This window comes from Sporosarcina sp. FSL W7-1283 (assembly GCF_038003105.1).
GTDB classification, from domain to species: Bacteria; Bacillota; Bacilli; order Bacillales_A; family Planococcaceae; genus Sporosarcina; species Sporosarcina newyorkensis.
This window is the reverse complement of sequence record NZ_JBBOOL010000001.1, coordinates 3,332,611-3,356,921: the sequence shown is the minus strand read 5'-3', so window position 1 is coordinate 3,356,921 and position 24,311 is coordinate 3,332,611. Positions and strand designations below refer to the sequence as shown.

The window sequence follows — 24,311 nt, the reverse complement described above, 5'->3', positions numbered from 1 at the left end:
TCTTTCAATCTACTATTGACGATCTGCCTGCATTTTATTCATATTTAATTCGCAACCCTATTATATTTCGTTGTAATTATGGAAAGGATATGGATGTTGCGATAGGTGAAGTCGTTGCATATTAAGCACGCGGGAGGGCTTTGTGAATGGCGAATAAGATATTTTCATCGGTCGGAAAACCTGAACAACGCATTGATGCGGTAGAAAAATCAACTGGAAAAGTGAGATTTGTAGGGGACTATACAGTGCCCGGTTTGATGCATGCGAAACTCGTGAAAAGCACACAAACGCATGCGAAAATATTGTCCATCGATACTACGGAAGCCTGGAAATGTCCAGGAGTACGCGCTATTGTTACGGGCGAAATGTTTCCCTTTCATATCGGCCCGATTTTGGCGGACAGACCGCCATTGGCCTTTGAAAAAGTCCGTTATTATGGTGAACCCGTCGCAATAGTCGTTGCGGATCAAGAACACCAGGCAAAATGGGCAACTATGAAAGTAAAAGTTGAATACGAACCGTTACCTATTGTGAACTCCGTACAACAAGCGTTTCAAAAAGACGCACCACTTGTACATGAGGATGCGGGACAATATACAAAAATTATCGATAATGTGTACCCTAAAGCTGGAACGAATATCGGAAGTCATATTAAAATACGTAAGGGGAATTTCGAAAGGGCATGGGCTGAGTGCGAAGAAACGATTACAGCCAACTACTCCTTTAATCTCTCGGATCATGTTGCACTGGAGACAAGAAGTACAAGAGTCGAAATTAATCCGACAGGAAAGGTTATCGTTCATTCCTGTAGCCAATCACCCTTTACAATAAAAAAAGTACTGAATCAATTTTTTAATATCGAAGTAGGAAATATTTTAGTTCATATTCCAATGATCGGCGGAGCGTTTGGGGGCAAGGGAACAGTACAGCTAGAGCCTCTCGCATATTTAGCTTCGAAAGCTGTAGGCGGAAAATTAGTAAAGATGGAATTGGATCGGGAAGAGGATATGACGACTGCTCCTTGCCGAATTGGTTTTGATGCTACAATCCAACTTGGTGCAACGAAAGAGGGAAGATTAATTGCAGGGAAGTATACGTATTTACTCGATTCAGGTGCTTATTCGGATCAGGCAGCAGGAATTACGAGAGCAGCAGCGTTAGATTGTACGGGACCGTATCATATTCCAAATGTATGGTGCGATTCGTATTGCATGTACACGAATCATCCTTTTGCTACTTCATTTAGGGGATATGGACATCCTGAACTGACATTTGCTGTGGAACGAACGATGGATCAATTGGCTAAAAAGTTAAATATTGATCCTGTTCAATTTCGACTTCTTAACGGCATAAAACCAGGGCATTCGACACCAACCCAAACGCAATTGACAGCCAATAACATTGGAGATTTAGAGAGATGTATAAATCGTGCGAAGGAATTAATCAATTGGGACGAAGGTCAAAAAATTGAAAGTGGAAAAAACAAGGTACGCGCGAAAGGAATCAGTACTTTTTGGAAAACTTCAACTACTGCTACTAATGCACAAGCTGGGGCTATTTTAACATTTGAAGCAGACGGAAGCGTGAATTTAAGTTGTGCAGCGATTGAGCTAGGACAAGGAACGAAAACGGTTCTTGCCCAAATTCTTGCGGAAAAGCTAGGGATGGAAATGAAGAAAATCCATGTCACAATGGAAACAAATACACAATACGAACCGCATCAATGGCGAACAGTTGCCAGTAGCTCAACCTTTTTGGCAGGGCGTGCGGTCATGTCTGCGGCCGACAATGCGATTGCGCAATTGAAGAAAACAGCGGCAATCGTGCTGCAATGCTCCCCTGAAGACTTGGACGTGGGGAATGGACGTGTATATCTTAAACCAGATCCAACTTTTGGCGTTGAAATAAAAGATATCTCATTGGGGTATACCTATCCAAGCGGTCATTCCATTGAAGGGCAAATTGTCGGGGTAGGGAAACATATACAACGGCATTTAACGCCAATGGATCAGCGAACGGGCTTTGGAAAGCCAGGTCCGTGGTGGTCTGTAGGTGTGCAGGCAGTGGAAATTGAATTGGATACAAGAGATTTCACATATACCATATTAAAAGGGCTCACGATTCTGGACGGCGGCACGATAATCAATCCGATGACAGCGACACAGCAAATGCGGGGCGGCATGTATATGGGGTTAAGTTATGCGACGGGTGAGAAATTCATTTTCGATAAAGAGGGTGTAGTTCAAAATATAGGACTACGGAATTATCCCGTATTGCGTTATGGCGAACAGCCGGCGGAATATCTCGTTGAATTTGTCGAAACTCCCGCAGCGGATGGCCCATTTGGAGCAAGAGGAATAGGTGAATATGGGGTCATCGGTGCGCCTGCATGCTTAGCCAATAGTCTATCTGCCGCGGTGGATGTGGCACTTAACCAATTGCCGCTTACACCGGAATCCATTTGGCAGTCCGTGGAGGTGGAAAATCAATGATCGCTTCTGATTTTAAGTATTTTAAGCCCGCGTCCGTTGCAGAATTAAGTAAGACGTTTCGCGACAGGCAGGATCAAGGGGACAGTACATTGTTCTATTCAGGCGGAACGGAAATTATCACATTGTCACGTGTGAATCAGATACAGGCAGATTCAGTAATTGATATAAAAGGTATTGCTGAATGCAATGTGTTGGAGGTTCACGAAGACAAGTTGTTAATCGGAGCTGCTGTGTCACTAAATCAAATTACGGATTCGAAATTATTCCCATTGCTAGGCGATACGTTAAAACAAATCGCAGATCATACATCCAGAAATAAGATTACGATCGGCGGCAACATGAACAGCAAATTGATGTATAGGGAAAGTGTCCTGCCTCTTTTATTGGTAGACGCGAAAGTGAAAATTACGAAAGGGAACGATGAGAAAATAGCTTTGCTATCTTCTCTCTTCGATAAAAAAATGAAACTTAATCCGGGAGAAGTCCTTCTGCAAATCATCATCGACACATCCTATATCGATTTGCCATATACAAGCATTAAAAAAACGAAAATATCCAAGGTAGGGTATCCCGTTGTCACTGTAGCAGCCATTGTAAAGGACAAGAAAATCCGGCTAGCCTTCAGCGGGATCTGTGACCACCCATTTCGCTCCTCCGAGTTGGAGAAAATAGTAAATGATTCATCTCTCTCGATCCATAAGCGAATTGAGAAATTGATTGAACGCTTACCTTCAGCTATCGTGGACGACATTCAAGCAACCAAAGGATATCGCGCTTTTGTATTGAAAAACGTTTTACAGGACGTAATGGAAGAAATGGAGGTGGCGGAATGAACATAGAGCCAAAACCTCAAAAAGAGTTGATTCATTTGCATGTGAATGGGGAAACACTAGAGGCGGTTGCTCGATCTGCCGATACGCTCTTGTATACGTTAAGGGAAGAGCTTGGGTTAACAGGGGCAAAACGTGCTTGCGAGAATGGAGATTGCGGCGCTTGCACAGTTCTTATCAATGGAGAACCAACACACTCTTGTCTTTCTCTGGCAGTTGAGGTTGTAAATCAGCCAATCACAACAAATGAAGGATTATTAGATTCACCTGTTCAAAAGGCTTTTGTCGATCATTGGGCGATTCAATGTGGTTTTTGCACGCCGGGCTTTATCGTTAATTGCCATGCATTAGTGACCAATCATCCGAACGCTACGGATGAGCTAGTGGAGGAGTGGCTGCAGTCTAATATTTGCAGATGCACTGGATATGACGAAATCAAGAATGCAGTGAACTCTTTATTACAGTCAACTAACATAACGAATCAATAAACGCCCCCGATTTTCCGCTTGGAAAGTCGTAGGCGTTCTTTTCATCCTTTTTGGAAGCTGTTGTTTCCGTTGTTTAGAGATTGGATCAGTTGGAGTGTTTGCGCTGCTTGTTCGATTTGTTGCTGTACTTGTTCTAATTGTTGTTGTTCGGCTGAAGTGGATTGCGTAATGGCGATTCCTTGCATATAGTTCAGTTGCTGAACCGCTTGTTGGAGCTGTTGTTGGGATTGTTGTAAAGAGGCAATATCCATTGTGCTCATTTGCTGAAGAGTTTGGACAGCTTGCTGCATAGCTTGTAAAGCCATTTTCTTTTTGACGTCAAATTGCTGTTCCATTTGCGATTGGTTTTCCTTTAATTGCTGTTGCTGTTGTTTCATTTGTTGTTCCTTATAGCTTTGCCCTTGTTGTTTAGCTGAAGTTTCCACATGATTTGCTCCTAACTGAAATATAGTTATTTCACTTTAGTCTGCCCTGATCATGATTATTTATAATCATCCCAACTAATGCAAGAAGAATTAATTCCCTTAAATGAATCGTAAATGTAAATGTAGGTGTAGATGGAGAATACTTGCCTCGAGTTGCTTACTTATATGTAAAAACGGAAGGAATGCCGGATTTTGTCGAGTACACGACAATCAACGATTAATTAAGATGAGCTCTTTGACTAGTTATAGTTAAGAGCTCAACTTTTGAAGTTTAACATATACTTATTTACTTCGAATTTTGGAAAGCAACCGCAATATTTCAAGATACAGCCATACCAACGTTACCATCAATCCAAATGCGCCATACCATTCCATATACTTCGGTGCCTGTTGTTTGACACCTTCTTCAATGAAATCAAAATCCAGAACTAAGTTCAATGCAGCAACGATGACAATGACGACAGAAATTATAATACCGATAGGGCCCGTTTCATGTATGAAAGGGACGCCCATCCCGAAAAAGCGAAGAATGAGGTCGGCAATGTAAACGAAGAAGATGGCGCCCGTTGCAGCAAATACCCCTAGCTTGAAGTTTTCAGTCACTTTGATCCATCCTGAGCGATAAGCAAACAGGAGGGAAAGCAAAGTACCGAGTGTTAGCAAGATAGCCTGGGTTGTTATTCCTTCAAATTGTGTTTCGAACATAGCAGAAATCCCGCCAATAACAAGCCCTTCCAACAATGCATACAAGGGAGCGGTATAAGGAGCTGCTTTTTTAACGAAAATTGTAATGAGAGCAACTACAAAACCGCCCAATAGACCGATCCAAAGCAGGCTTTGGATATCCTTGCCTGCAAAGTATTGCGTCCATGTGAAGAATGCAGTTGCGCTCAATAGCAAGAACAGAATGAATGTCTTATTCACAGTTCCTTGAATGGTCATGGTAGAACCGCTATCAACCTCTAGTCCACGAAACGTGTCTTTCCCTAAACTCGGGTTGGATGATCTCATACAACACAATCCTTTCTAAGTAATAGTTTAATTATTTAGTATACGACTAACATCTCTTATAGTTTCATTTGAATTTGATAAGTGTAATAGAAGTGGGAGATATCGTACATTGCATCAAGTTTAACCAGATAAATGATAGACGCTAAATATATTGCAGCTATGAGGTTAAATCGGTGAAGTTTCCACCAAACTGTTATATAGAACGATTCAACAGGACGAATTGCATACCAAACAAATCGAGGAGTTATAAAAATGATGAACACAAATATACTAAAGTTGGAAGAAATCAGACAGTCATTGAATGCAAAGTTTTATGAACGCGAAAGTGAAGTGGAAGGAATTCTTGTGGCACTTCTCGCGAGGCAACATGTGCTTCTGATCGGACCTGCGGGAACAGCTAAATCTGCTTTGTCTGCTGAACTTGCGAAAATCGTGGAAGGATCAAAATACTTTCAATGGTTACTGACTAGATTCAGCACGCCGGAAGAAGTCTTCGGCCCATTATCATTAAAAGACCTCGAAAAAGGCATATATAAACGGAATACAGCGACTAAAATGCCTGAAGCTCATTTGGTGTTTTTGGATGAAATCTTTAAGGCTAATTCTGCAATCTTAAATAGTTTGCTGACCTTGATTAATGAGCGGCTTTTCTATAATGACAGCGCACCTACCGAAGTTCCTTTGATGTCCGTCATCGGTGCTTCCAATGAATACCCAGAAGACGGCGAAGGTCTTGAAGCATTATTCGACCGTTTCCTTCTGCGTTTCGAGATCAATTTCATTACTGATGAATTGAATTTTCTCTCGATGATGAAAGATGCAGGACAGAATAAAGAAATGCCGGCAATGACGTTGGAAGATTTAGTGCAGCTTCAAGAATTGACGGATCGTGTTGTAATTCCTGATGAAATATACGGGATCTTAGCGAAACTCAGGAGAGAGCTGCAAGACGAGGGAATTCAGCCTTCCGACCGAAGATTCAAGCAATCATTATGCATTTTGCAAGCAAAAGCGTTGATCAATCAAAGAAGAACGGTGCAGGTTGACGATGTGTTAATACTTGAACACGCTCTCTGGGAAACGCTCGATCAAAAAGAAACCGTCTCGATTATTGTTCGCAGACATGCACAGGACGCTGTGGTCCGAATGCTCGATTCCATACAAAATGAGGCTGAAGAAGTGCTAGATGCTACATTTCGGGATCATTCAACAGAAGTAGGAATGGAAGCGACTCAAAAAATGAATAATTTACTGTCTACTCTAAATCAACTTAAAGAAGCTAACCAAAGCAGGAAGTCGGAAATTGACGAAGTACTCGATAAAGTAAAATCAATGTACCAGGAGATCCAAAATAACACACTGGATCCGGCATATTTTTATCATACTGGTCGGAAAAAGGATAAGAATGTTAAGTCGAGTGGTATCTTTTTCAGGATGTAAGGAGGATGAAGTTCTTGCAAAGAAGCAAAGTAATTAAAGATCAACGTTCCGTACTGAATACAGATGCTTTTGACAAACGACGGTTCAAGGAACTATTTGAGATGTCTGATGAACTTCAAAAGGTGAGAGCGGAAGGGATTCTGCCGACGATGGAGCCTTTATTGAGCGATGTTTGGGCTTCTTTGTATAAGATGAAGCCCCGAATCCTTATTGGAGAGATTGACGCGGTATTGAAGTCCAATCAAACACTAATAAAGAGGGTCATGTCCGATGAACAGTTCGAAAACTTTCGTCGCTTTACACGATTAGATGACTTATCAGCTGCAATTTGTACCGTGAAGTTCGGTGAAAAAATAAATGAGTGGTTGGACGATTCACAACAGCAGGACGAGGAGCTTGGGATGCTGTTGAATGCAATACGGGAACAATTACCGGGTAAACAATCAGAAGAAATAGAGGAGGTAGAGAATGGGCCCTTACAGGAACTTGAAAGAGCTGCACTTGAGTTAGATGAGAAATTACAGCTGACATTTGAAACGAATGGCGACCGGTTCTTACAGGCATTAGACGAAGCAAAGGAAGAAACAATACGGATAAAAGAGAGTTTGATATCTTTAATGGGAGGCTTAAGTGCGGGCAAAGGTGCTGCAGACTTAAAGAATATTCCATTACGTAATCAGTTGTCTTTGGCAGAGAAAATTGCGACGGATCCCAAAATGCAGCAGATTGCAGAATGGGCAGGCCGATTCAAACAGATTGCCCAGAATAAACAAAAGCTGAATTATACGGCTGCGATGGAAAGAAGGGACGTAACGCTGGGGAATGAATTGGAAAGGTTGCTTCCGATGGAACTTGCCTTGTATACGCATCCTGCGGTAAGGAATGAGTTTCTACGTCGCTATGCAGAAGGAGAGATCATGCAATACGAACAGAAAAAGCGTGAGCAGTTGGGAAAAGGTCCGATTGTAATTTGTTTGGACCAGTCCGGTAGCATGAAGCTACTGGACAACCAATCAAAAGGCTTCGTATTAGCGCTACTAGCCATCGCAAAAAAGCAACGCAGAGATCTTTGTGTAGTGTTATTTTCCACGAGCATACAAAGCTTTACATATGAAAAAGGAAAAATAACAGCGCCTGAATTGATTCGTCTGGTGCGTACCTATCTGGGCGGTGGTACAGACTTCAAGTTGCCGTTGAATGAGACGTTGAAAGTAATCAACAAAAGCCGTTTCAAACAAGCGGATGTAATTTTCATCACCGATGGAGAAGATGAACTCAGCGAAGCTTTTCTTAATGAATTTAATCAAAAGAAAAGAGAAAAGAAATTTAATGTTCTTTCACTCGTGATTGGAAATCATACAGATGTAACAGAATACTTTTCAGACAAAGTGTTACATGTGACAAACTTTGATGAAGAAGGAAGCTTTGCTGCTTTTGAAATTTAAGGAATGTTCTCCCCCTGATAAACATAAACATCTTTAAGTATTGTCCAATTACATAAAAATGTAGATTTCATCTTGTGTAACTAATTGTTTAATTGGAAAAAAACATTTTTTCCTAGGGGGATTATATTGATTAATAGTAAAAAAGTTAGCGCGCTAGTGGCTTCCTCAGTTTTATCTATTGGCATGTTTACACCGATTGCCGATGCATCATCCACTGTGTATGGACAACCAGAAAAGGTGCGAATCCAATTAGCTTCCGTAGAAACTGCTTATAAGAAAGAGGATTTGATCCAGAAATTTCGGCAGCTATTCCCAAATCAATTTGAATTTCTGACAGCTAGTGATTTTCAAATGAGCAGCGCACATATTTTTCCGGATGATGAAACCATACGCTATGATCTCCAATTCACGAAAGTTTTGAACGGCAAGCGGTTGTATGGATACGTAGGATTTATTGGAGAAGAGTTGGAAGTAGAGTACTTCTCGTATCAGCCTGCCAATATCGCAGATGCACTGTTCCCGGCAAAGGTTACAAAGGAAGAGGCCGGCAAAGTTGCAGAAGGATTTATGAAGAAATTTCTTGATGGAAAAGACTATCAATTAGAATCGGACACATCTAATTATTTTTCGAATCAGTTATTGACGGAACCAATCCGTTATTCGTTTACTTTCACGCGAACTAAAAACCAAGTACCTATTGCGGATCAGATGATTGAAGTATACGTTCTAGGAAATGGAGAAATCGGCGGTTTCTACAAAACTCAACAGAATCAGGGGTCTTCCACTTTTGCGGATGTCAGTAAAGTTAAAGCTAATGAAGAGATGTTAAAGAAAGTAAAAGATCATTTGTCTGTGGATTTGAACTACCAAATTAATTATAACTACGAAACGGGTGACCGCAATGTGCAGCTCGTTTATCAACCGACGAACAGGCTGCAAGGGGTACATGCGCTTTCAGGGGATTGGCTGACTCAAAACGGATATACAGCAAATTTCCCAGCGAAGAAGAAAATTGAAAAGCTGACGGCGAAGCCGCTTTCTCCACGACAAGAAGGGGTGACGGTAGCAGAAGCTAAGAAGATTGCCGAACAACTTCTTGCTGTCACTTCAGACAAAGTAAAATTAACGATCGAATCTATTCAAGAGACACAGAATTATAATGGTCAAGACGTCATCAGTGTTGAGTATATGTACCATTATGCGAATGGAGGACACGGATCAAATTTAGAAATTAATAAACAGACAGGGGAAGTCGTTCAATACTATAATTTTGAAGAAGAGTTGCTTAGAGAAATGGAGAAGAATGCAACAACGGAGAACTCACTTACCGAACAAGAGGCGTTGAAAAAAGCGATTGCATACGCAAAAAAATGGGCTCCTTCTTATTTGCATAACTATGGGATGCCGGTTGAGGACCCTTCCTTTGATGAACGAACGGGAACCTATCAATTTTCATTCCCGAGACTTGTCAATGGAATAGTCGTAATCGGTGATCAAATTAGCATTGGTGTCGGAGCAGATGGTTCTCTCAATAGTCTCAATATCGATTATCAGGAGATAGAGAATTGGCCGTCAAGCGATAAAGTGATTAGCGACGAACAGGCGAAAACGCTGTTGAAGGATGCACTTAGCCTAAAGCTTATGTACATGAATCCAACACAAAATGAAAAAGGGAACCAGTATGATCTAATCTATGTGCCTGTATTTAAAGGAGATATGTATAGTTATCTGGATGCCAATACAGGAAAATGGAATAACCTATTTGATGCGGATCAATCAATTGCAATTTCGCATCCTTGGGCAGAAGCAGAGCTGAATTATCTACTGAATTCGAAAGTGCTGGATGTAAAAGATGTGGAAAAGTTTAATGCAGATGCGTCTGTTTCAAAAGGAGAAGCATTGAAGGTACTTGTGAATTCGCTTACCTACTTCCATCATGGAGACTATTTCTTTGGTCAAGAGGAACCTACTCAAACATTCGATAATATAGGCGTTAAGCACCCATTGTATTCTGTAGTTGAACATGCAGTCGAAGCGGGGATTATTAAACCGGATAAGAAGTTTGATGTGGACTCATCGATAACGAGAGAAGAACTGGCAGTTTGGTACGTACGGGTTCTTGGACTTGAGCAAGCGGCTAAGGATAGTAGTATGTATAAACTAAGCTTTGACGATACTGAAAAAATTGAAACTGACAAAAAAGGGTATGTGGCGGTCGCCAACTCAATGGGATTATTGAAAACGGAGAAAAATTTATTCAATCCAAAACAGGAAGTATCATACGCAGAATTAGCAGTCTCAACAATTCGTCTTGCTCATGCAATGGTCGATTTAGGAAGAGATTTACACTAAGCTGTTTGAGTGATGCTGTCCAATCAATCCTTAAAATAAAACAAGTGACAAAAGCAATTTGGCTTTTGTCACTTGTTTTCATAAGAATTTCTTTTTTGGACACCCTAACAAAAATGAAAATTTAGTTTGGGGTGAACAAAATGCTGATTGAAAGATCATCTGCTTGGCAAGAAGCCTTCATTGAACGACTGGAAAACCGTGAGCAATGGGATAGTTGGACATTGTATAAGATGAGTTATGATATTTCCAAAAACAATTTAATTACCGATTTTAAAGGGCTGCAGTCACTTAAATACTTACCGAATGTAACACCGCTTGCTCATCAATTGGAAGTGGCAGAACGAGTCATTGAGGAAATGAATGGGAAAGCAATTTTAGCTGACGAGGTAGGACTAGGGAAAACAATCGAAGCGGGATTAATCTTAAAAGAGTACCTCATTCGCGGTCTTGTGAAAAAAGCACTTATCTTGGTTCCGGCATCGCTTGCCAATCAATGGGTAGAGGAGCTGCAGCTGAAATTTCATATCCCAGCGATGCTTTATAGAAAGAATTTTGATTTAGATTATCTGGATGTTGTAGTTATGAGCATGGATACTGCTAAACGAAGTCCTCATAAAGAGAAAATTTATGCGCAGGATTATGATTTAATCATTGTGGATGAGGCACATAAATTAAAGAATCATAAAACAATCAGTTATACGTTTGTGCAGAATCTAAAGAAGAAGTTTTGTTTGCTATTGACGGCAACGCCTATTCAAAATGATGTTTTTGAATTGTTCTACCTCATCACTTTATTGAAGCAAGGGCATCTGGGATCCTACGAGACCTTTAAATCTACGTTTTCCGCAAATAAACGAGATGTGGAGCAGGATAGTTTCTTGAATGAATTGGTTAACCAAGTAATGGTTAGAAATAGACGGCAGGATACAGGGATTGAATGGACAAATCGTCAAGTTCAAGTAATCCCGGTTGAGTTTACAGACAAAGAACGAGAAGCCTACGAACTTATTTCGGGGTTAAAAGATGTGTCTTCCGTATTTTCTGGTGCTTTTTCAACCATTACTCTGCAGAGGGAAATGTGTAGCAGTCAGGAAGCTACTCTTGGTACTTTGAAGAAACTCAGCGCGGATTGCAGAAGTACGGACGAAATAGCATATGTGAATGAAGTAATTCAGCAACTGGGGAATCTATCGGTTCATTCGAAAGCGGAAAAAGCAGTGGATCTTATTATAAAGGCGAATGACAAGGTCATCCTTTTCACTGAATATCGGGCTACCCAAATGTACTTGTGTGAGTATTTTCATTCGAAAGGCATTTCGAGTGTCTTATTTAATGGTAAATTAAGCAAAAACAGCCGAGAGTGGATTAAGCACCTATTCAAGCAAAATGCCCAAGTGTTAATTGCGACTGAGTCGGGAGCAGAAGGAATTAACCTTCAGTTTTGCCATCATGTCATTAATTATGACTTACCTTGGAATCCGATGAAGTTAGAGCAAAGGATCGGACGTGTTCATCGTCTGGGACAAGAGCATGATGTGCACATATATAATTTAGCGATTCAAGATACGATCGAGGATCATATATTGGGAGTGCTTCAAGGGAAAATAGAGGTTTTTGAAAAGGTCGTTGGGCAGCTCGACGATATTTTAAAGACCACTAAGAAATCAGAGGAGGATGTACATGTATCCGCAACAAATCCACGGATATCTAAGACAATTCTTCAATGAAAATAATTGCCCGATTGTCAATGGAAATGAACACTATATGACTGTCCAGTTAACGGTGGAGATGGATAAAAAGATTATGAACCGTCCATTTTATTGGAGATATATAGAAAGTGTTAATGAGACGCCTAATCCGGCACAAATTACGCTTATCACGAATATTCAACAGCTAAATGAAGGAGTTAAAGGTGAAGTGGTGCATTTAGGTTCACCTCGCCTTCATCAATTATTTCAAGTAACGAAGGATATGGGTTCATATGTGAAGATGTATGAGCAGCTCCAAACAAGACAAGGCGAACAAGCAGTTTTGACGCCATGGTTGAGTGTAAATTATAAAATTTCATTTAGAAGTCAACAAACGAAAGAGGCTCTTCATTCGTTAGGCATCAACTTGATGACAGGAGCTGTTTTCCAGGAATTCCAGGGGAAACTGAACAATTTGAACTTGGCAATGGAGCCGCCTGAAAATGTTTTTAACTTACCGTATATCATTACTCCTGTCCGAGCTTTGGATCGGTTAGATGCTGTAATCGATAGGATTGTTGGAGAAGAAGATCGAAACTGGGCAGTGGAATCGAAGAAGAGATGGCAAAAGGATCAAGCGGTATTGGATTATTTTTATGAAGGACAAGATGTTAAACCAGAATGTTATGAGATTGAAAAACAGGCGATGGAAGAACGATTTAAACCTCGTATTACAATTGAGATAGTCAATGGAGGATTGTTTTATCTACGTAATTAATTCGTTTGGAATTAGAGTTTCAGGAGTATGAAAATAGCGGGGACATGAAAGGCGGTACGCGCTTTTTATGTCCCCGCTGTTATGTAGTCTACAATCATTCACTCGGCAGCGTCACTGAAGAATCCATAACCCATCGGTGCTCAATTTCTTCAAAGATTGTTTCTATTGAACAGGCAAGGTTTTTTACAGGAATATTCACTTGGGCATCGACTAAGCCTCTGTTAGCCCCATTCAACAATCTTTTTGCCCCGCTCGTTCGATTAATGATCAACTTAGGATCGTATGTAACAATGCCGAGAAATGTTTGTCCGGAAAAAGTGTATAGGTTGAATTCTTTTATGTCCTCCCACTTCACCAATCCGGCAGCTAAGTAACTAGAGCGATCAATAATACCTTCAACCGAAATAATTAACGCTGGTCTTCTGTTTAGGAGTTCTTTTAAATAAAATATGCCACACCAGCCAAAGAACAGCAATGTTATGACACCGACGATTCCTATCCAAATTGGAGCTTCGCCATATATGAAAAGAAGTGTGAAAATAGTGCCGAGTAATACAAATACAATAGATAAGAAACTTAACATTAGCATTCTAGAACGCTTCGGATAGATAATAAATTCCTCCATATGCAACCCTCCTCAGTTAAAGATTATCACTTTGTATTCTAAGTTGCACGGATGATAGTAGGGTACAGCGTCCCAGAATATTGGGGAGCCAGGTTCTCAAACCTTTACATATCTTAACATGTTGTTTAAACGACCTTAACAATCTCTCATTATACTTGTCCTTGGAAGTACAAAAATAGGAGGTCGTGTAATGGTGAGAAAAAAGTTTTTGAAGAGAGCTCTACCGATTGCTGTTGTTTCTAGTATCTTGATTGGAGGAATGGTTGGAGAAATTTCTAATCCTAGCGTTCAAGCCGTAGAAATAGCCGAAAAAGATCCGGAAATCAAAAATGTGATCTTCTTGATTGGTGACGGAATGGGTACCTCTTATACGTCTGCATATCGCTACTTTAAGGATGATCCTAGTACGCCGTATGTGGAGCGAACGGAATTTGACAAATACCTAGTAGGTCAGCAAATGACTTATCCAGACGATCCGAAGCAAACTATTACCGATTCTGCCGCTGCTGCGACAGCTATGTCGGCAGGGATTAAAACATATAATAATGCAATTGCTGTCGATAAAGATAAGAAAAGAGTGAAAACAGTTCTTGAAGCAGCAAAAGAAGCTGGAAAGTCTACTGGACTAGTAGCCACTTCGGAACTTGCCCATGCGACACCTGCTGCATTCGGTGCGCATAATGAGAGTCGTAAAAACATGGATGCGATTGCAGATGACTATTATAATGAAATGATCAACGGTGAGCACACAGTAGATGTACTTCTAGGTGGCGGTAAAACAAACTTTGTTCGTTCGGATATTGATTTGACAAAGTCTTTTCAAAAGGACGGCTATAGTTATGTTACGAATACATCAGAATTACGAGCGGATGATAACGAGCAAGTTCTTGGTTTATTTGCGGATGGCGGGCTTGATAAAATGATTGACCGCAGAGAAACTACACCGTCTTTGGAAGAAATGACACAAGCGGCGATTGATCGATTAAGTAAAAACGAGAATGGATTTTTCATGATGGTCGAAGGAAGTCAGATTGACTGGGCGGGTCATGCAAATGATGTCGTAGGAGCAATGAGTGAAATGGAAGACTTCGAAAAGGCATTTAAAGCAGCAATTGATTTTGCTAAAGAGGATAAGCATACTCTGGTCGTTGCCACTGCCGACCATTCAACAGGTGGTTTTTCTATTGGAGCAGACGGAGCATCTAACTGGCTGGTTGACACTGTAGCTTCAGTCAAACGAACGCCTGCCTTCATTGCGGATCAAATCTTGAAAAGTGGAAAAGTAGAGGAAAGTCTCAAGCTGTATATTGATCAAGAATTGTTTCCATTAACAGATGACGAAGTCAAGTCCGTTGAAAACGCAGAAAAGAACAGCGAGGACATCGAGATCGCGATTAAAAAGGTTATCGACAAGCGCTCCTATACTGGCTGGACGACTGGCGGTCATACTGGGGAAGACGTTCCAGTCTATGCATACGGTCCATCAAGCGAAAACTTTGCAGGCCTCTTAGATAATACAGATCATGCCAAACTGATTTTTGATATAATTGAAGGGAAAAACTAGTAGATTGATCACGCTATAAACTTACCAAAAGAAGTGAAAATAACCCATCCAATTTGAGGAGATATCTCAAGGATGGGTTATTTTGTTTGAAAATCTCCTTTAGGGGACACCGACTTGCCAGGAAATTTTGATTATATCTCCATATAGGATAAAATAGGATCTTAATTGAAATTGAATATCTGTATGATGAAAAATGAGGTGGGTTCCGTGTTCACGATTATGCTGATCGAAGATGATCAAACATTATTTCAAGAAGTAAAAGAACGCCTAACACAATGGTCTTATAAGGTGGCAGGTGTGACCAACTTTTCAAATGTTCTCCAGGAATTTACGGAAATTAAACCGGATTTAGTTATCATCGATATCCAGCTGCCAAAGTTTGATGGTTTTCATTGGTGCCGAATGATCCGCTCGCATTCAAATGTGCCTATTATATTTTTATCGTCAAGAGACCACCCGACGGATATGGTGATGTCCATGCAGCTTGGTGCGGATGATTTTGTGCAAAAGCCTTTTCATTTTGATGTCCTGATTGCGAAAATCCAAGCTACTTTGCGCCGTGTTTATAATTATAATACCGAGCAACCGCTTGAATTAAAGACTTGGTGCGGCGCGACGATTGATTTTATTAAAGGGACTGTCTCAAATGAAACCGGATTAATCGAACTCACGAAAAATGAACTCTTTATTTTGAAATTACTTGTTGAACGAAAGAATGAAATTGTAACGCGCGACGAATTAATCACGAGTTTATGGGATGATGAACGATTTGTAAGTGATAATACGTTAACGGTCAATATTAACCGATTGCGAAAAAGGCTTGCTGAAATCGGTTTGGGTGAAGTAATTGAAACAAAAGTTGGTCAAGGTTATATGGCAAAGGAAGAATCATCGATATGATACGATATTTCATAAAAGAAAGGGTCAGCTGGATTCTGTTCTTTTTGTTTTTTCAGCTCCTGGTTTTATTGATGGGCTTCTTAGATGTGAGTATCCCTTTTCAATCTGTGGGATACATTGTATTTTTATCTTGTTTGTTCTTCTTCATATTTCTCATCGTGCGCTACTATAAAGAAACTCGGTTTTATCATGAATTAAAACGTCATAACCAATCATTCGATTTGACGACAGTGCCTCACGCCAACAGTCCTTTTGAAGAGATCGTTTCTGAAATGATTTCCGAGCAAAATACCACATATAAAAGTCAGCTGAATGAATTGCGAGTTAGCGTGGAGCAAGAGAAGGATGAGATACTCAACTGGATCCACGAAGTGAAGACACCATTAACGACGATGCAGTTAATGATTGATCGTATAACGGATCAACCACTCCGTTCTCAAATAATGTATGAGTGGCTTAGAGTCCATTTGTTGCTTGATCAGCAATTACATCAAAAACGCATTCCCTTCATTCAAAATGATTTATATATAGAGAAGACGGATTTACAAATATTGATCTTTCAGGAGATAAAGTCATTAAAATTATGGTGTGTGCAGAAGGGTATCGGTTTTGATGTGAACTTAGAAATAAAAGAAGTTCTTACGGATGCTAAATGGCTTGGTTTTATCGTCCGACAGCTTTTAACAAACGCTGTGAAGTACAGCGAGGCTTCTGATATCCGAATCCACAGCTTCGTTGAAAACGGCAACAAGAAACTCTCTATACAAGATTTTGGACGCGGCATTGATGCAAGAGATCTTCCTCGGATATTCGATAAAGGTTTTACTAGCACGCTGAACCATCACGATCACGCCGCGACGGGGATGGGATTGTATTTAACAAAGTTAGTGGCAGAGTCACTACATCTTGATCTTCAAGTCCAATCCAAAATAGGAGAAGGCACTGTGATTACGTTAACGTTTCCACAAGAAAATGAATTCGTGCGTTTAAGCATGTGACGAGAATGTCACATGCTTTTTATGATTGTCATGTCAAACACAGGAGAAAGATGGATGGAATGATTAGAATATAAAGTATAGAAGGAGTGAGGAATATGGTGATTCTCGAAGCAACAAAAATCCATAAAACATATGGCAATAAATTTAATAAGCAAGAAGTATTGCGGGCGTTAGACTTACAAGTGCATAAAGGTGAATTCGTCAGTATTATGGGGGCATCCGGCTCAGGCAAAACCACGTTACTCAACGTACTATCATCTATTGACCGGGTCAGCCAAGGGACAATTACAATTGAAGGCCAAAACTTCAATCAAATGAAAGAGAAGCAACTTGCAGAATTTCGAAAACATCATTTAGGTTTCATTTTTCAAGACTATAACTTACTGGATACACTAACCGTTAAAGAAAATATTCTTCTTCCGTTATCCATTAAAAAGGTCTCGAAAAAATTGGCGAACGATAAATTTCGTGCAGTCGCTCAGGATCTAGGTATTTTAGAAATCGAAAATAAATATCCAAATGAAATTTCGGGAGGTCAGAAACAACGAACTTCTGCAGCCCGTGCATTTATTCATGATCCAAGTATTATCTTTGCGGATGAACCAACGGGCGCGCTGGATTCAAAAGCGGCTTCCGATCTGCTGAACAAGTTGAGTGACTTAAATGCAAAACGAAACACATCCATCGTTATGGTGACACATGATCCTGTTGCTGCGAGCTTTAGTGAACGAGTGATTTTTATAAAGGATGGGCAGGTCTATACCCAACTAAATAAGGGCGAGCAAAATAGAAGTGACTTTTTTAATGATATTATTAAAACCCAAGGCGTTTTAGGTGGGGTTAAACATGAAGCTTAACCAACTCATTTACCGTAATACAAAGAAAAATTTAAAGCATTATTACTTGTACATCTTTGCGCTCGTTTTTAGTGTTGGTTTATACTTTGCATTTGTAACGTTACAATACGATCCTGCGTTAAATGAAACAAAAGGAACGATTAAAGGGGCGGCAGCCATTAAAGCGGGCTCTGTTTTATTGGTTGGTATCGTTTCGGTTTTTCTGTTATACGCGAACAATTTGTTTATCAAAAGACGCAGTAAAGAGATCGGATTATTCCAATTGGTTGGGATGACGAAGGGTATGATCTTCCGTATTCTTAGTGTGGAAAACTTATTCCTATATGTAGGATCGCTTATACTCGGTGTATTGCTCGGATTCTCAATGTCTCGTTTGTTAATGATCATTCTTTTTAAAGTAACGGGTGTGGAAGATGTCGCGACATTACACTTTTCGCAAGAAGCATTATTCCAAACATTGGTTATATTTTCAGTGATCTATGTATTAATTTTGATCATGAATTATATTTTTATAAGAAGACAGAGTATACTATCGTTGTTTCGGGTTGCATCTGTTACACAGCAACGCGTACAAAAGATGACGCCATTCCAAGCAATTATCGGAATTTTTGGGATCGCACTCATTTTATTTGGGTATTATTTATCATCCAAAATGTTCAGCAGTACGTTTTTAGGTAGTCAATTGTATATGGTTATGATTACCATCCTAGCTTCAGTTATTTTAGGAACCTATCTATTTTATAAGGGATCCGTCAGTTTTATTTTTAATTTAATTCGCAAACAAAAAGGCGGCTATTTGAATGTGAAGGATGTCTTGTCACTTTCCTCCATTATGTTCAGAATGAAATCCAATTCCTTTTTGCTGACTGTCATTACGACATTATCTGCACTTGCGATTTCATTGCTGTCTTTAAGTTATATTTCGTATTATTCAGCCGAGAAATCGGCAAAAGAAAACATTCCGCATGATTTTTCCATTCCGAATGCAAAGCATGCAGAGCAATTTACAAATGCACTTGCAGAAGAGGAAATTGACTATACTGAGACCTATATCGATTTAGTAAGGGTTAACACGGATTTATCCGACATTTTATCCATGCCGGAAGATTCAGAGATTGGCTTTCAAGCCAGCAACACGGATATGATTGTCATAAGCGATCAGGCGGTACCTGAATTACATGTTGAAGAAGCAGAGGTATTTTTCGTCAATCAACAGGATTTTACGAAGAAATTGCTGAACTTCCAAGAAAGTGGGCAAGTCGGGTTTTCAAATGCGGAGACCGTGTATGATCTAACATTCAAAGGGTTTAAAGATGTATCGATATTATCTTCTAGACTTTCCTACGCTTTTCCGGTCGCTGTAGTAAACCAAAAAATATTTGAAAAAATGAAGGCTGAACAGGATCCGGCATTGAAATCTGAGTTTCCTGAGTATGTCGGAATAAACATTGTGGACAAAAAAGAAATCGAGAAGGCAGATTCGATTTTCAATGAGTTGGAATTGAATATATGGGCTGGTTATGAATCGAGATATGAGGCTAGCATTAGCCAGAAACAAAACATGGGGTTAATTATGTTCATTGTTGGCTTTCTAGGGCTGGCGTTTCTCGTTACATCTGGTTGCATTCTTTACTTTAAACAAATGGACGAAAGTGAAGATGAAAAGGCTAACTATACGATTCTTCGGAAGTTGGGCTTTACGCAAGCAGATTTAATCAAAGGGATACAAAGAAAACAACTTTTCAATTTCGGCATTCCGCTTATTGTAGGCTTGTGTCATAGCTATTTTGCTGTGAAATCTGGTTGGTTCTTCTTTGGGACAGAGCTGGCAACACCGACAGTTATTGTCATGCTGATCTACACAGGATTGTATTCGATCTTTGGTATCCTCTCCGTGTTGAATTATAAACGTATTATTAAAGATGCTTTATAAAAACGTGCAATTTCAGCAAAACAACAAGCTATCGTAGCGAATCCAAAAAAGGATTTTCCTCGATAGCTTGTTTTCAATTTAGAGCAATTTCGTCGACTTTTTCTGGTATAGGAATACCCCGATAAATACAAGGAATTCAGATGCTGGAATAGCTAACCAAATGCCATTTAAACCGAAAATTCTTGGTAAAATCAACAAGAAAATCAGCATTACGATAATTTCCCTAGAAGCTGTTATCCATGTCGCCATCCGAACATTGCCAACAGATTGGTAATATGTCATCATAACGAAGTTCGTCCCTGTGAATAAATAAGCAATAAAAAATAGATTAATCCCCGTACTTGCTAACTCTTTTACGCTTTGTGGAAAATCACCAAAGATGGAGACGATAGGACCCGCAGCAAATTGTCCGATAAGGAAAAAGACAGCTCCTGCTAATACAACAGTCATCGTTGCTTTTTTCATCGTTTCCTTTTGTCGTTCAAGATTGCCAGCTCCGTGATAATAACTGATGAGCGGCTGGATGGCGCCACCCATTCCGAGGAACAGCATCAACATGACACTGTGAACATAATTTAGAATGGAAAAAGCGGCGACGCCATCTGTGCCAGCTGTTCGTTCAAATGCGATATTATGCGAAATCGTAAAAACAGAGATCCCTAATTCGGATAAGAAGCTTGGAAAACCAATGACTATAATGGCTGCGAATAATTTTCTATTAAATGAAAAACGAATGAGCTTTAAATTATTCGTTTTCTTAAAAAAGTGGCTGGACAGTACGAGCATTCCTAAGAATGAAGCAATAATCGTAGCGAAAGCAGCGCCGGATACACCAAAGTCAAAAATAAAGAGAAAAATGTAATTTAGCACAATGTTGACGACAGACGTTACAATTAAACCCGCCATAGAAAGATTTGGTGCACCGTCATTTCGAACGAATATGCTAAACGTATTTTCTACTGTAAAAATAAAGCCGAATAACAAAATGACAAATAAATAATCCGATACATAAGGAAATGTAGTAGAATTGGCACCCAGTACATAGGCAAGTGGATTACGGAAAATAAAGGCCGCCAGTCCAATCAGCAATGTAAATACGAAAATAGATAAAATGGCGTGCGTGAAGATTGTGCGGGCCTCATCAATTTTTTTTGCTCCCATTGCCATGGAATATTTCGTTGCTGCACCGATACCTATCCAAAGTGAAATCGCGAAGAAGATCGTATAAACGGGAGCCGCAATGCCGACTCCCGCTAACGCTTCCGCTCCTAATCGATTACCGACCATGATACCATCCGCGACGATATTAATTGCCATCAACAACATTCCGATTGTAGATGGAATTAAATAACGTAGAAAGATACGTCCAACTGACTCGGTATCCAATTGATTCAGTTTAGGTGAAGGTGAACTCATTTTAAAGGACTCCTTTTTAAGTCAAGTTCCATTATGAAACAGGGAAATTCACCAAGGTTGTCTATCTTTCCGTTTAATACAAAACCGAATTTTTCATATAACCGCTGTGCTTTCGTATTGTCCGGATAGATACTCAAATAGATCATTTCACAATCATATTTTTTCTGCATTTCTATCAGCAGATGTTTGAGAAATCGACTGGCATACCCCTTACCTTGATGGTTGTGATCGATCATGAAACGATCCAGCCATACATCATTTGTCGTTTTGTCCCGGCCGTGCATCGCATAACCGATTAATTCTTCTTCATCATATAGTCCAACTGATTTCCATTCAGGTTCAAAATTGGATTGAGCTAAGGAAAAAGCATTGCTCTCAATAAATTTCTTTTGGTCGTCATTTACTGATAAATAGGCGATATCCTCCCAATTTTCAGTAGTTACCTCACGTATGTGGAGGCTCATAATTCCATCTCGCTTTCAAAGTTGTTGTAAAATGTTAAAACTATTTTTGTTTTATTAGTTTATTTTGACGTGAAAAATCCGTGTGTGTACAATCTCACTTAGGATTTTTTGTAATGAAGCCGAATAGCAGAATATCTACTATTGAGTCCAATGCTTCTGTGACCGTTATGCTGTTTTCATAGAAAAATTGTCGATCCATTGTAGAGTTTGTAGCGTCAATAATCAATTTCATCAGTAATGAAACATTTTGTTCCACAATGAGTCCTTCCCGAATGCCTTGTTCAATCAATTTGCGCAAATCATCCCACTCATTCAGTGCAGCGTTGACGCGTTCCCATTGCGTGGGGTGTGACTTCCTCATCTGATCAAGAATTTGCCAGTTGTAAAAGTCATTATATTTCGGAATCACAGTGATCACTTTCTTAATCTTTTCTAAAAGTGATAATTCTGGATCTTGTATAATCATCTCAGTCTTTTCATCAAATTCGTTTAAAGTAGAATCAATGATAGCATCCAAAATATCGGTTTTAGAAGAAAAGTGTTCATACAATGTGCGCTTGCTAATCCCGAGTCGTTTCGCCAGGTCATCCATCGTAAACTTCATGCTTTTCTCATGAACTTCCTCTAGAAATCCTTTCATAATCCGAGCTCTCATTTATCCTCCTCCTGTCTTTATCTGTAAGTTTGAAAACTTTAAAAACAAATATAGTTTTATTGGTACTCTCAGTATAAAGCGTATTTAGAAGGAAATCAAGGGATATAGTTTGTTAACTTTATCCTGTGAATTATAAAATCTGAAACTAAACATCAAAAAAACAGCTAGAGTAAAAAACTCCAGCCGTTTAATTATCAAGCATTCATGCTAGCTTGTTTCGCTTCAACAAGCTGACCACCATTCTTCAAATATTTCTCTACACCTTCAGCCGCACGATATCCAAGCGCTCCAATCGTAGCAGTCGGGTGATGTCCTGCGAATTGAGGAAATGCTGAGCCACCAACGACAAACAGGTTTTCCATTTCCCACATTTGTAAGTAGTTATTTACCGCGGAAGTTGCTGGATCAGCTCCCATAATAACGCCGCCCGCGTAGTGGCCTCCGTCGTAGATATGGTCGAATTCATCGGGTATAGAATCTGGGTTGACGATGTCTGCGCCCATTTCTTTTACGATTTCCGTACATTTTTCAACACCAAACTTCGCAATATTGCGATCTTGATCTGTGTATCGGTTCGTGACACGCAATAATGGATCGCCAAATTCGTCTTTATACGTCGGATCTAAGTCAAGATAATTATGCCACCAAGACATAATTGCTGGTGTGTACCAGACTCTCATGTAGCGATTTGTATAGAAAACGGAATTTTTCTTGAACTCTGGGCCCCAGCTTGGCGTATCATCTGGGACATTATTGGTTGCGATCGCTCCGTGTCCGTATTGACGGAATTCGATTCCACCGCCATTAATGAAATCTAAATTGGTATGATCAAAATTGTCCCCTGCGAAGTCACTCATCGTGCCGCCTAAAGCACCTGCTCCCATGTAGAGGTTGAATTTCTTTTCCTTAAAAAATCCCCTTGCACCTTGGAATGTTATATTCATTTGACCGTTAAAATTCCGTCCAATAGTTCCTTTGCGCGTCTTCGGGTCATATTGTTGACCGATTTTCGATAGCATCAGCAGTCGATTGTTTGTAAAGGAGAATGCTCCAAGCACCACGACATCAGCTGGTTGCTCAAATTCTTCACCAGTGAGTGTATCCGTATACATAACTCCTGTAGCTTTCCCACCACTATGTAGCACGCGGCGTACAAGCGAATTTGTTCTGAATTCACAATTGTTTTTGATGGCGGTTGGAATAACAGTGGCTAAAGGATCTGACTTGGCTGAGAAGTCACAACCATATTGTGTACAGAAGGAACAGAACATACAAGCATTCAATGTTTCTCCGTCAGGATTCGTATACGCCTGAGACAAGTTTGCGGATGCGACTTGGTAAGGGTGATAACCCATTTTTTTTGTAGTTTCCTTAAACAATCGTACAGCAGGTGATTCTTTCATTGGAGGATTGGGATAGTCGCTTGAGCGTTTGTCGCCGAGCGGATCTGGTTCTCCGGAAATACCGGCTGTCTTTTCCCAGCGGTCATAATAAGGTTCCATTTCATCATAGGTAATGCCCCAATCCTGAATGGTCATACCTTCAGGAATTTTATCCTTACCATACCGTTCAATTGTCTTAGAACGAATTTCAAAGTCGTATGCTCTCCAACGATAGGTAGCCCCTGCCCAGTGGACACTTCCGCCCCCTAAGTCTGTACCCGCCATCATTTCTTTTCGCGTGCGGACGGGAAGTGCTGTATCTTCCATTGTAACGCGCGATGTAATGGTTTCAGGAGCTAAATTTTGCATCATTTCATAGCGGTTTGTATAGCGTAGTTCATCTTTCACTCCAATATAGTCTGCGCGATCTACTTTTTTACCGCGTTCTAATGTAACCACTTTATATCCGGCTTTCGCCAGTTCAGCAGATACGATACCGCCAGCCCAACCACTGCCGACGACTACAACATCTACTTTTTCTAATTTTTTCGCCATATGCTTCCCTCCA

Annotated in this window: 20 protein-coding genes; 13 read left to right on the top strand and 7 right to left on the bottom strand. The window is 40.1% G+C overall.

From position 1 onward, the window contains the following. Nucleotides 1–146 precede the first annotated feature (146 nt). From MKY93_RS17605 to MKY93_RS17595, 3 genes are read left to right on the top strand one after another with little or no spacing between them, the layout of a single operon-like run. Nucleotides 147–2,492, top strand: a complete 2,346-nt coding sequence (locus MKY93_RS17605) for a xanthine dehydrogenase family protein molybdopterin-binding subunit (RefSeq protein ID WP_340760562.1) — start codon at nucleotides 147–149, stop codon at nucleotides 2,490–2,492. Continuing rightward, nucleotides 2,489–3,325, top strand: a complete 837-nt coding sequence (locus tag MKY93_RS17600; RefSeq protein WP_340760561.1) for an FAD binding domain-containing protein — start codon at nucleotides 2,489–2,491, stop codon at nucleotides 3,323–3,325. Before MKY93_RS17605 ends, MKY93_RS17600 begins: the two co-directional genes overlap by 4 nt. After that, nucleotides 3,322–3,810 (top strand): (2Fe-2S)-binding protein, encoded by a 489-nt coding sequence (locus MKY93_RS17595; protein ID WP_340760560.1) that lies wholly within the window; start codon nucleotides 3,322–3,324, stop codon nucleotides 3,808–3,810. Before MKY93_RS17600 ends, MKY93_RS17595 begins: the two co-directional genes overlap by 4 nt. A gap of 41 nt (nucleotides 3,811–3,851) precedes the next feature. On the opposite strand, the gene MKY93_RS17590 is transcribed toward MKY93_RS17595, so the two are convergent. After that, the gene (locus tag MKY93_RS17590) at nucleotides 3,852–4,235 is read right to left on the bottom strand and encodes a hypothetical protein (RefSeq protein ID WP_340760559.1); all 384 of its coding nucleotides are present in this window, start codon (nucleotides 4,233–4,235) and stop codon (nucleotides 3,852–3,854) included. Between the two features lie 282 nt (nucleotides 4,236–4,517). Next, nucleotides 4,518–5,246, bottom strand: a complete 729-nt coding sequence (locus MKY93_RS17585) for a Bax inhibitor-1/YccA family protein (RefSeq protein WP_009498773.1) — start codon at nucleotides 5,244–5,246, stop codon at nucleotides 4,518–4,520. Between the two features lie 252 nt (nucleotides 5,247–5,498). Here MKY93_RS17585 and MKY93_RS17580 point away from each other — a divergent pair, with 252 nt between their 5' ends. From MKY93_RS17580 to MKY93_RS17560, 5 genes are all read left to right on the top strand, one after another. Beyond that, on the top strand, nucleotides 5,499–6,686 hold the full coding sequence (locus tag MKY93_RS17580) for an AAA family ATPase (protein ID WP_078818777.1): 1,188 nt from the start codon (nucleotides 5,499–5,501) through the stop codon (nucleotides 6,684–6,686). 5 nt (nucleotides 6,687–6,691) lie between these two features. Then, nucleotides 6,692–8,131 carry a VWA domain-containing protein gene (locus tag MKY93_RS17575; protein WP_078818776.1) on the top strand — a complete coding sequence of 480 codons (1,440 nt, stop codon included), beginning with the start codon at nucleotides 6,692–6,694 and terminating at the stop codon, nucleotides 8,129–8,131. A gap of 126 nt (nucleotides 8,132–8,257) precedes the next feature. Then, nucleotides 8,258–10,483: a YcdB/YcdC domain-containing protein gene (locus tag MKY93_RS17570; protein ID WP_078818775.1), complete on the top strand. Its 2,226-nt coding sequence runs from the start codon at nucleotides 8,258–8,260 to the stop codon at nucleotides 10,481–10,483. Nucleotides 10,484–10,623: 140 nt separating this feature from the next. Then, on the top strand, nucleotides 10,624–12,210 hold the full coding sequence (locus MKY93_RS17565; RefSeq protein ID WP_009498768.1) for a DEAD/DEAH box helicase: 1,587 nt from the start codon (nucleotides 10,624–10,626) through the stop codon (nucleotides 12,208–12,210). Then, nucleotides 12,164–12,949, top strand: a complete 786-nt coding sequence (locus MKY93_RS17560) for a YqhG family protein (RefSeq protein ID WP_009498767.1) — start codon at nucleotides 12,164–12,166, stop codon at nucleotides 12,947–12,949. The genes MKY93_RS17565 and MKY93_RS17560 overlap by 47 nt, the downstream gene beginning before the upstream one ends. A gap of 94 nt (nucleotides 12,950–13,043) precedes the next feature. On the opposite strand, the gene MKY93_RS17555 is transcribed toward MKY93_RS17560, so the two are convergent. Next, entirely contained in the window at nucleotides 13,044–13,574 is a 531-nt protein-coding gene (locus MKY93_RS17555) for an STM3941 family protein (RefSeq protein WP_009498766.1), read from the bottom strand. Between the two features lie 190 nt (nucleotides 13,575–13,764). On the opposite strand from MKY93_RS17555, the gene MKY93_RS17550 reads away from it, so the two are divergent. The 5 genes from MKY93_RS17550 to MKY93_RS17530 all read left to right on the top strand — a co-directional run bounded on the left by MKY93_RS17550 (nucleotide 13,765) and on the right by MKY93_RS17530 (nucleotide 19,826). Further along, nucleotides 13,765–15,138 (top strand): alkaline phosphatase, encoded by a 1,374-nt coding sequence (locus MKY93_RS17550; protein ID WP_281250683.1) that lies wholly within the window; start codon nucleotides 13,765–13,767, stop codon nucleotides 15,136–15,138. Between the two features lie 207 nt (nucleotides 15,139–15,345). Further along, nucleotides 15,346–16,038, top strand: coding sequence for a response regulator (locus tag MKY93_RS17545; protein ID WP_221838169.1), 693 nt, complete (start codon nucleotides 15,346–15,348; stop codon nucleotides 16,036–16,038). Further along, on the top strand, nucleotides 16,035–17,036 hold the full coding sequence (locus MKY93_RS17540; protein WP_009498761.1) for a sensor histidine kinase: 1,002 nt from the start codon (nucleotides 16,035–16,037) through the stop codon (nucleotides 17,034–17,036). Before MKY93_RS17545 ends, MKY93_RS17540 begins: the two co-directional genes overlap by 4 nt. 95 nt (nucleotides 17,037–17,131) lie before the next feature. Next, on the top strand, nucleotides 17,132–17,893 hold the full coding sequence (locus tag MKY93_RS17535; protein WP_009498759.1) for an ABC transporter ATP-binding protein: 762 nt from the start codon (nucleotides 17,132–17,134) through the stop codon (nucleotides 17,891–17,893). Next, nucleotides 17,883–19,826 carry an ABC transporter permease gene (locus tag MKY93_RS17530; protein ID WP_340760558.1) on the top strand — a complete coding sequence of 648 codons (1,944 nt, stop codon included), beginning with the start codon at nucleotides 17,883–17,885 and terminating at the stop codon, nucleotides 19,824–19,826. Before MKY93_RS17535 ends, MKY93_RS17530 begins: the two co-directional genes overlap by 11 nt. A gap of 78 nt (nucleotides 19,827–19,904) precedes the next feature. On the opposite strand, the gene MKY93_RS17525 is transcribed toward MKY93_RS17530, so the two are convergent. The 4 genes from MKY93_RS17525 to MKY93_RS17510 form a co-directional block, all read right to left on the bottom strand. Further along, nucleotides 19,905–21,242: an MATE family efflux transporter gene (locus tag MKY93_RS17525; protein WP_340760557.1), complete on the bottom strand. Its 1,338-nt coding sequence runs from the start codon at nucleotides 21,240–21,242 to the stop codon at nucleotides 19,905–19,907. Next, nucleotides 21,239–21,706 (bottom strand): GNAT family N-acetyltransferase, encoded by a 468-nt coding sequence (locus tag MKY93_RS17520; RefSeq protein WP_340760556.1) that lies wholly within the window; start codon nucleotides 21,704–21,706, stop codon nucleotides 21,239–21,241. Before MKY93_RS17520 ends, MKY93_RS17525 begins: the two co-directional genes overlap by 4 nt. 94 nt (nucleotides 21,707–21,800) lie before the next feature. Then, on the bottom strand, nucleotides 21,801–22,361 hold the full coding sequence (locus tag MKY93_RS17515) for a TetR/AcrR family transcriptional regulator (RefSeq protein ID WP_221838177.1): 561 nt from the start codon (nucleotides 22,359–22,361) through the stop codon (nucleotides 21,801–21,803). Between the two features lie 194 nt (nucleotides 22,362–22,555). Beyond that, the gene (locus MKY93_RS17510; RefSeq protein ID WP_009498753.1) at nucleotides 22,556–24,298 is read right to left on the bottom strand and encodes a GMC family oxidoreductase; all 1,743 of its coding nucleotides are present in this window, start codon (nucleotides 24,296–24,298) and stop codon (nucleotides 22,556–22,558) included. Nucleotides 24,299–24,311 lie beyond the last annotated feature (13 nt).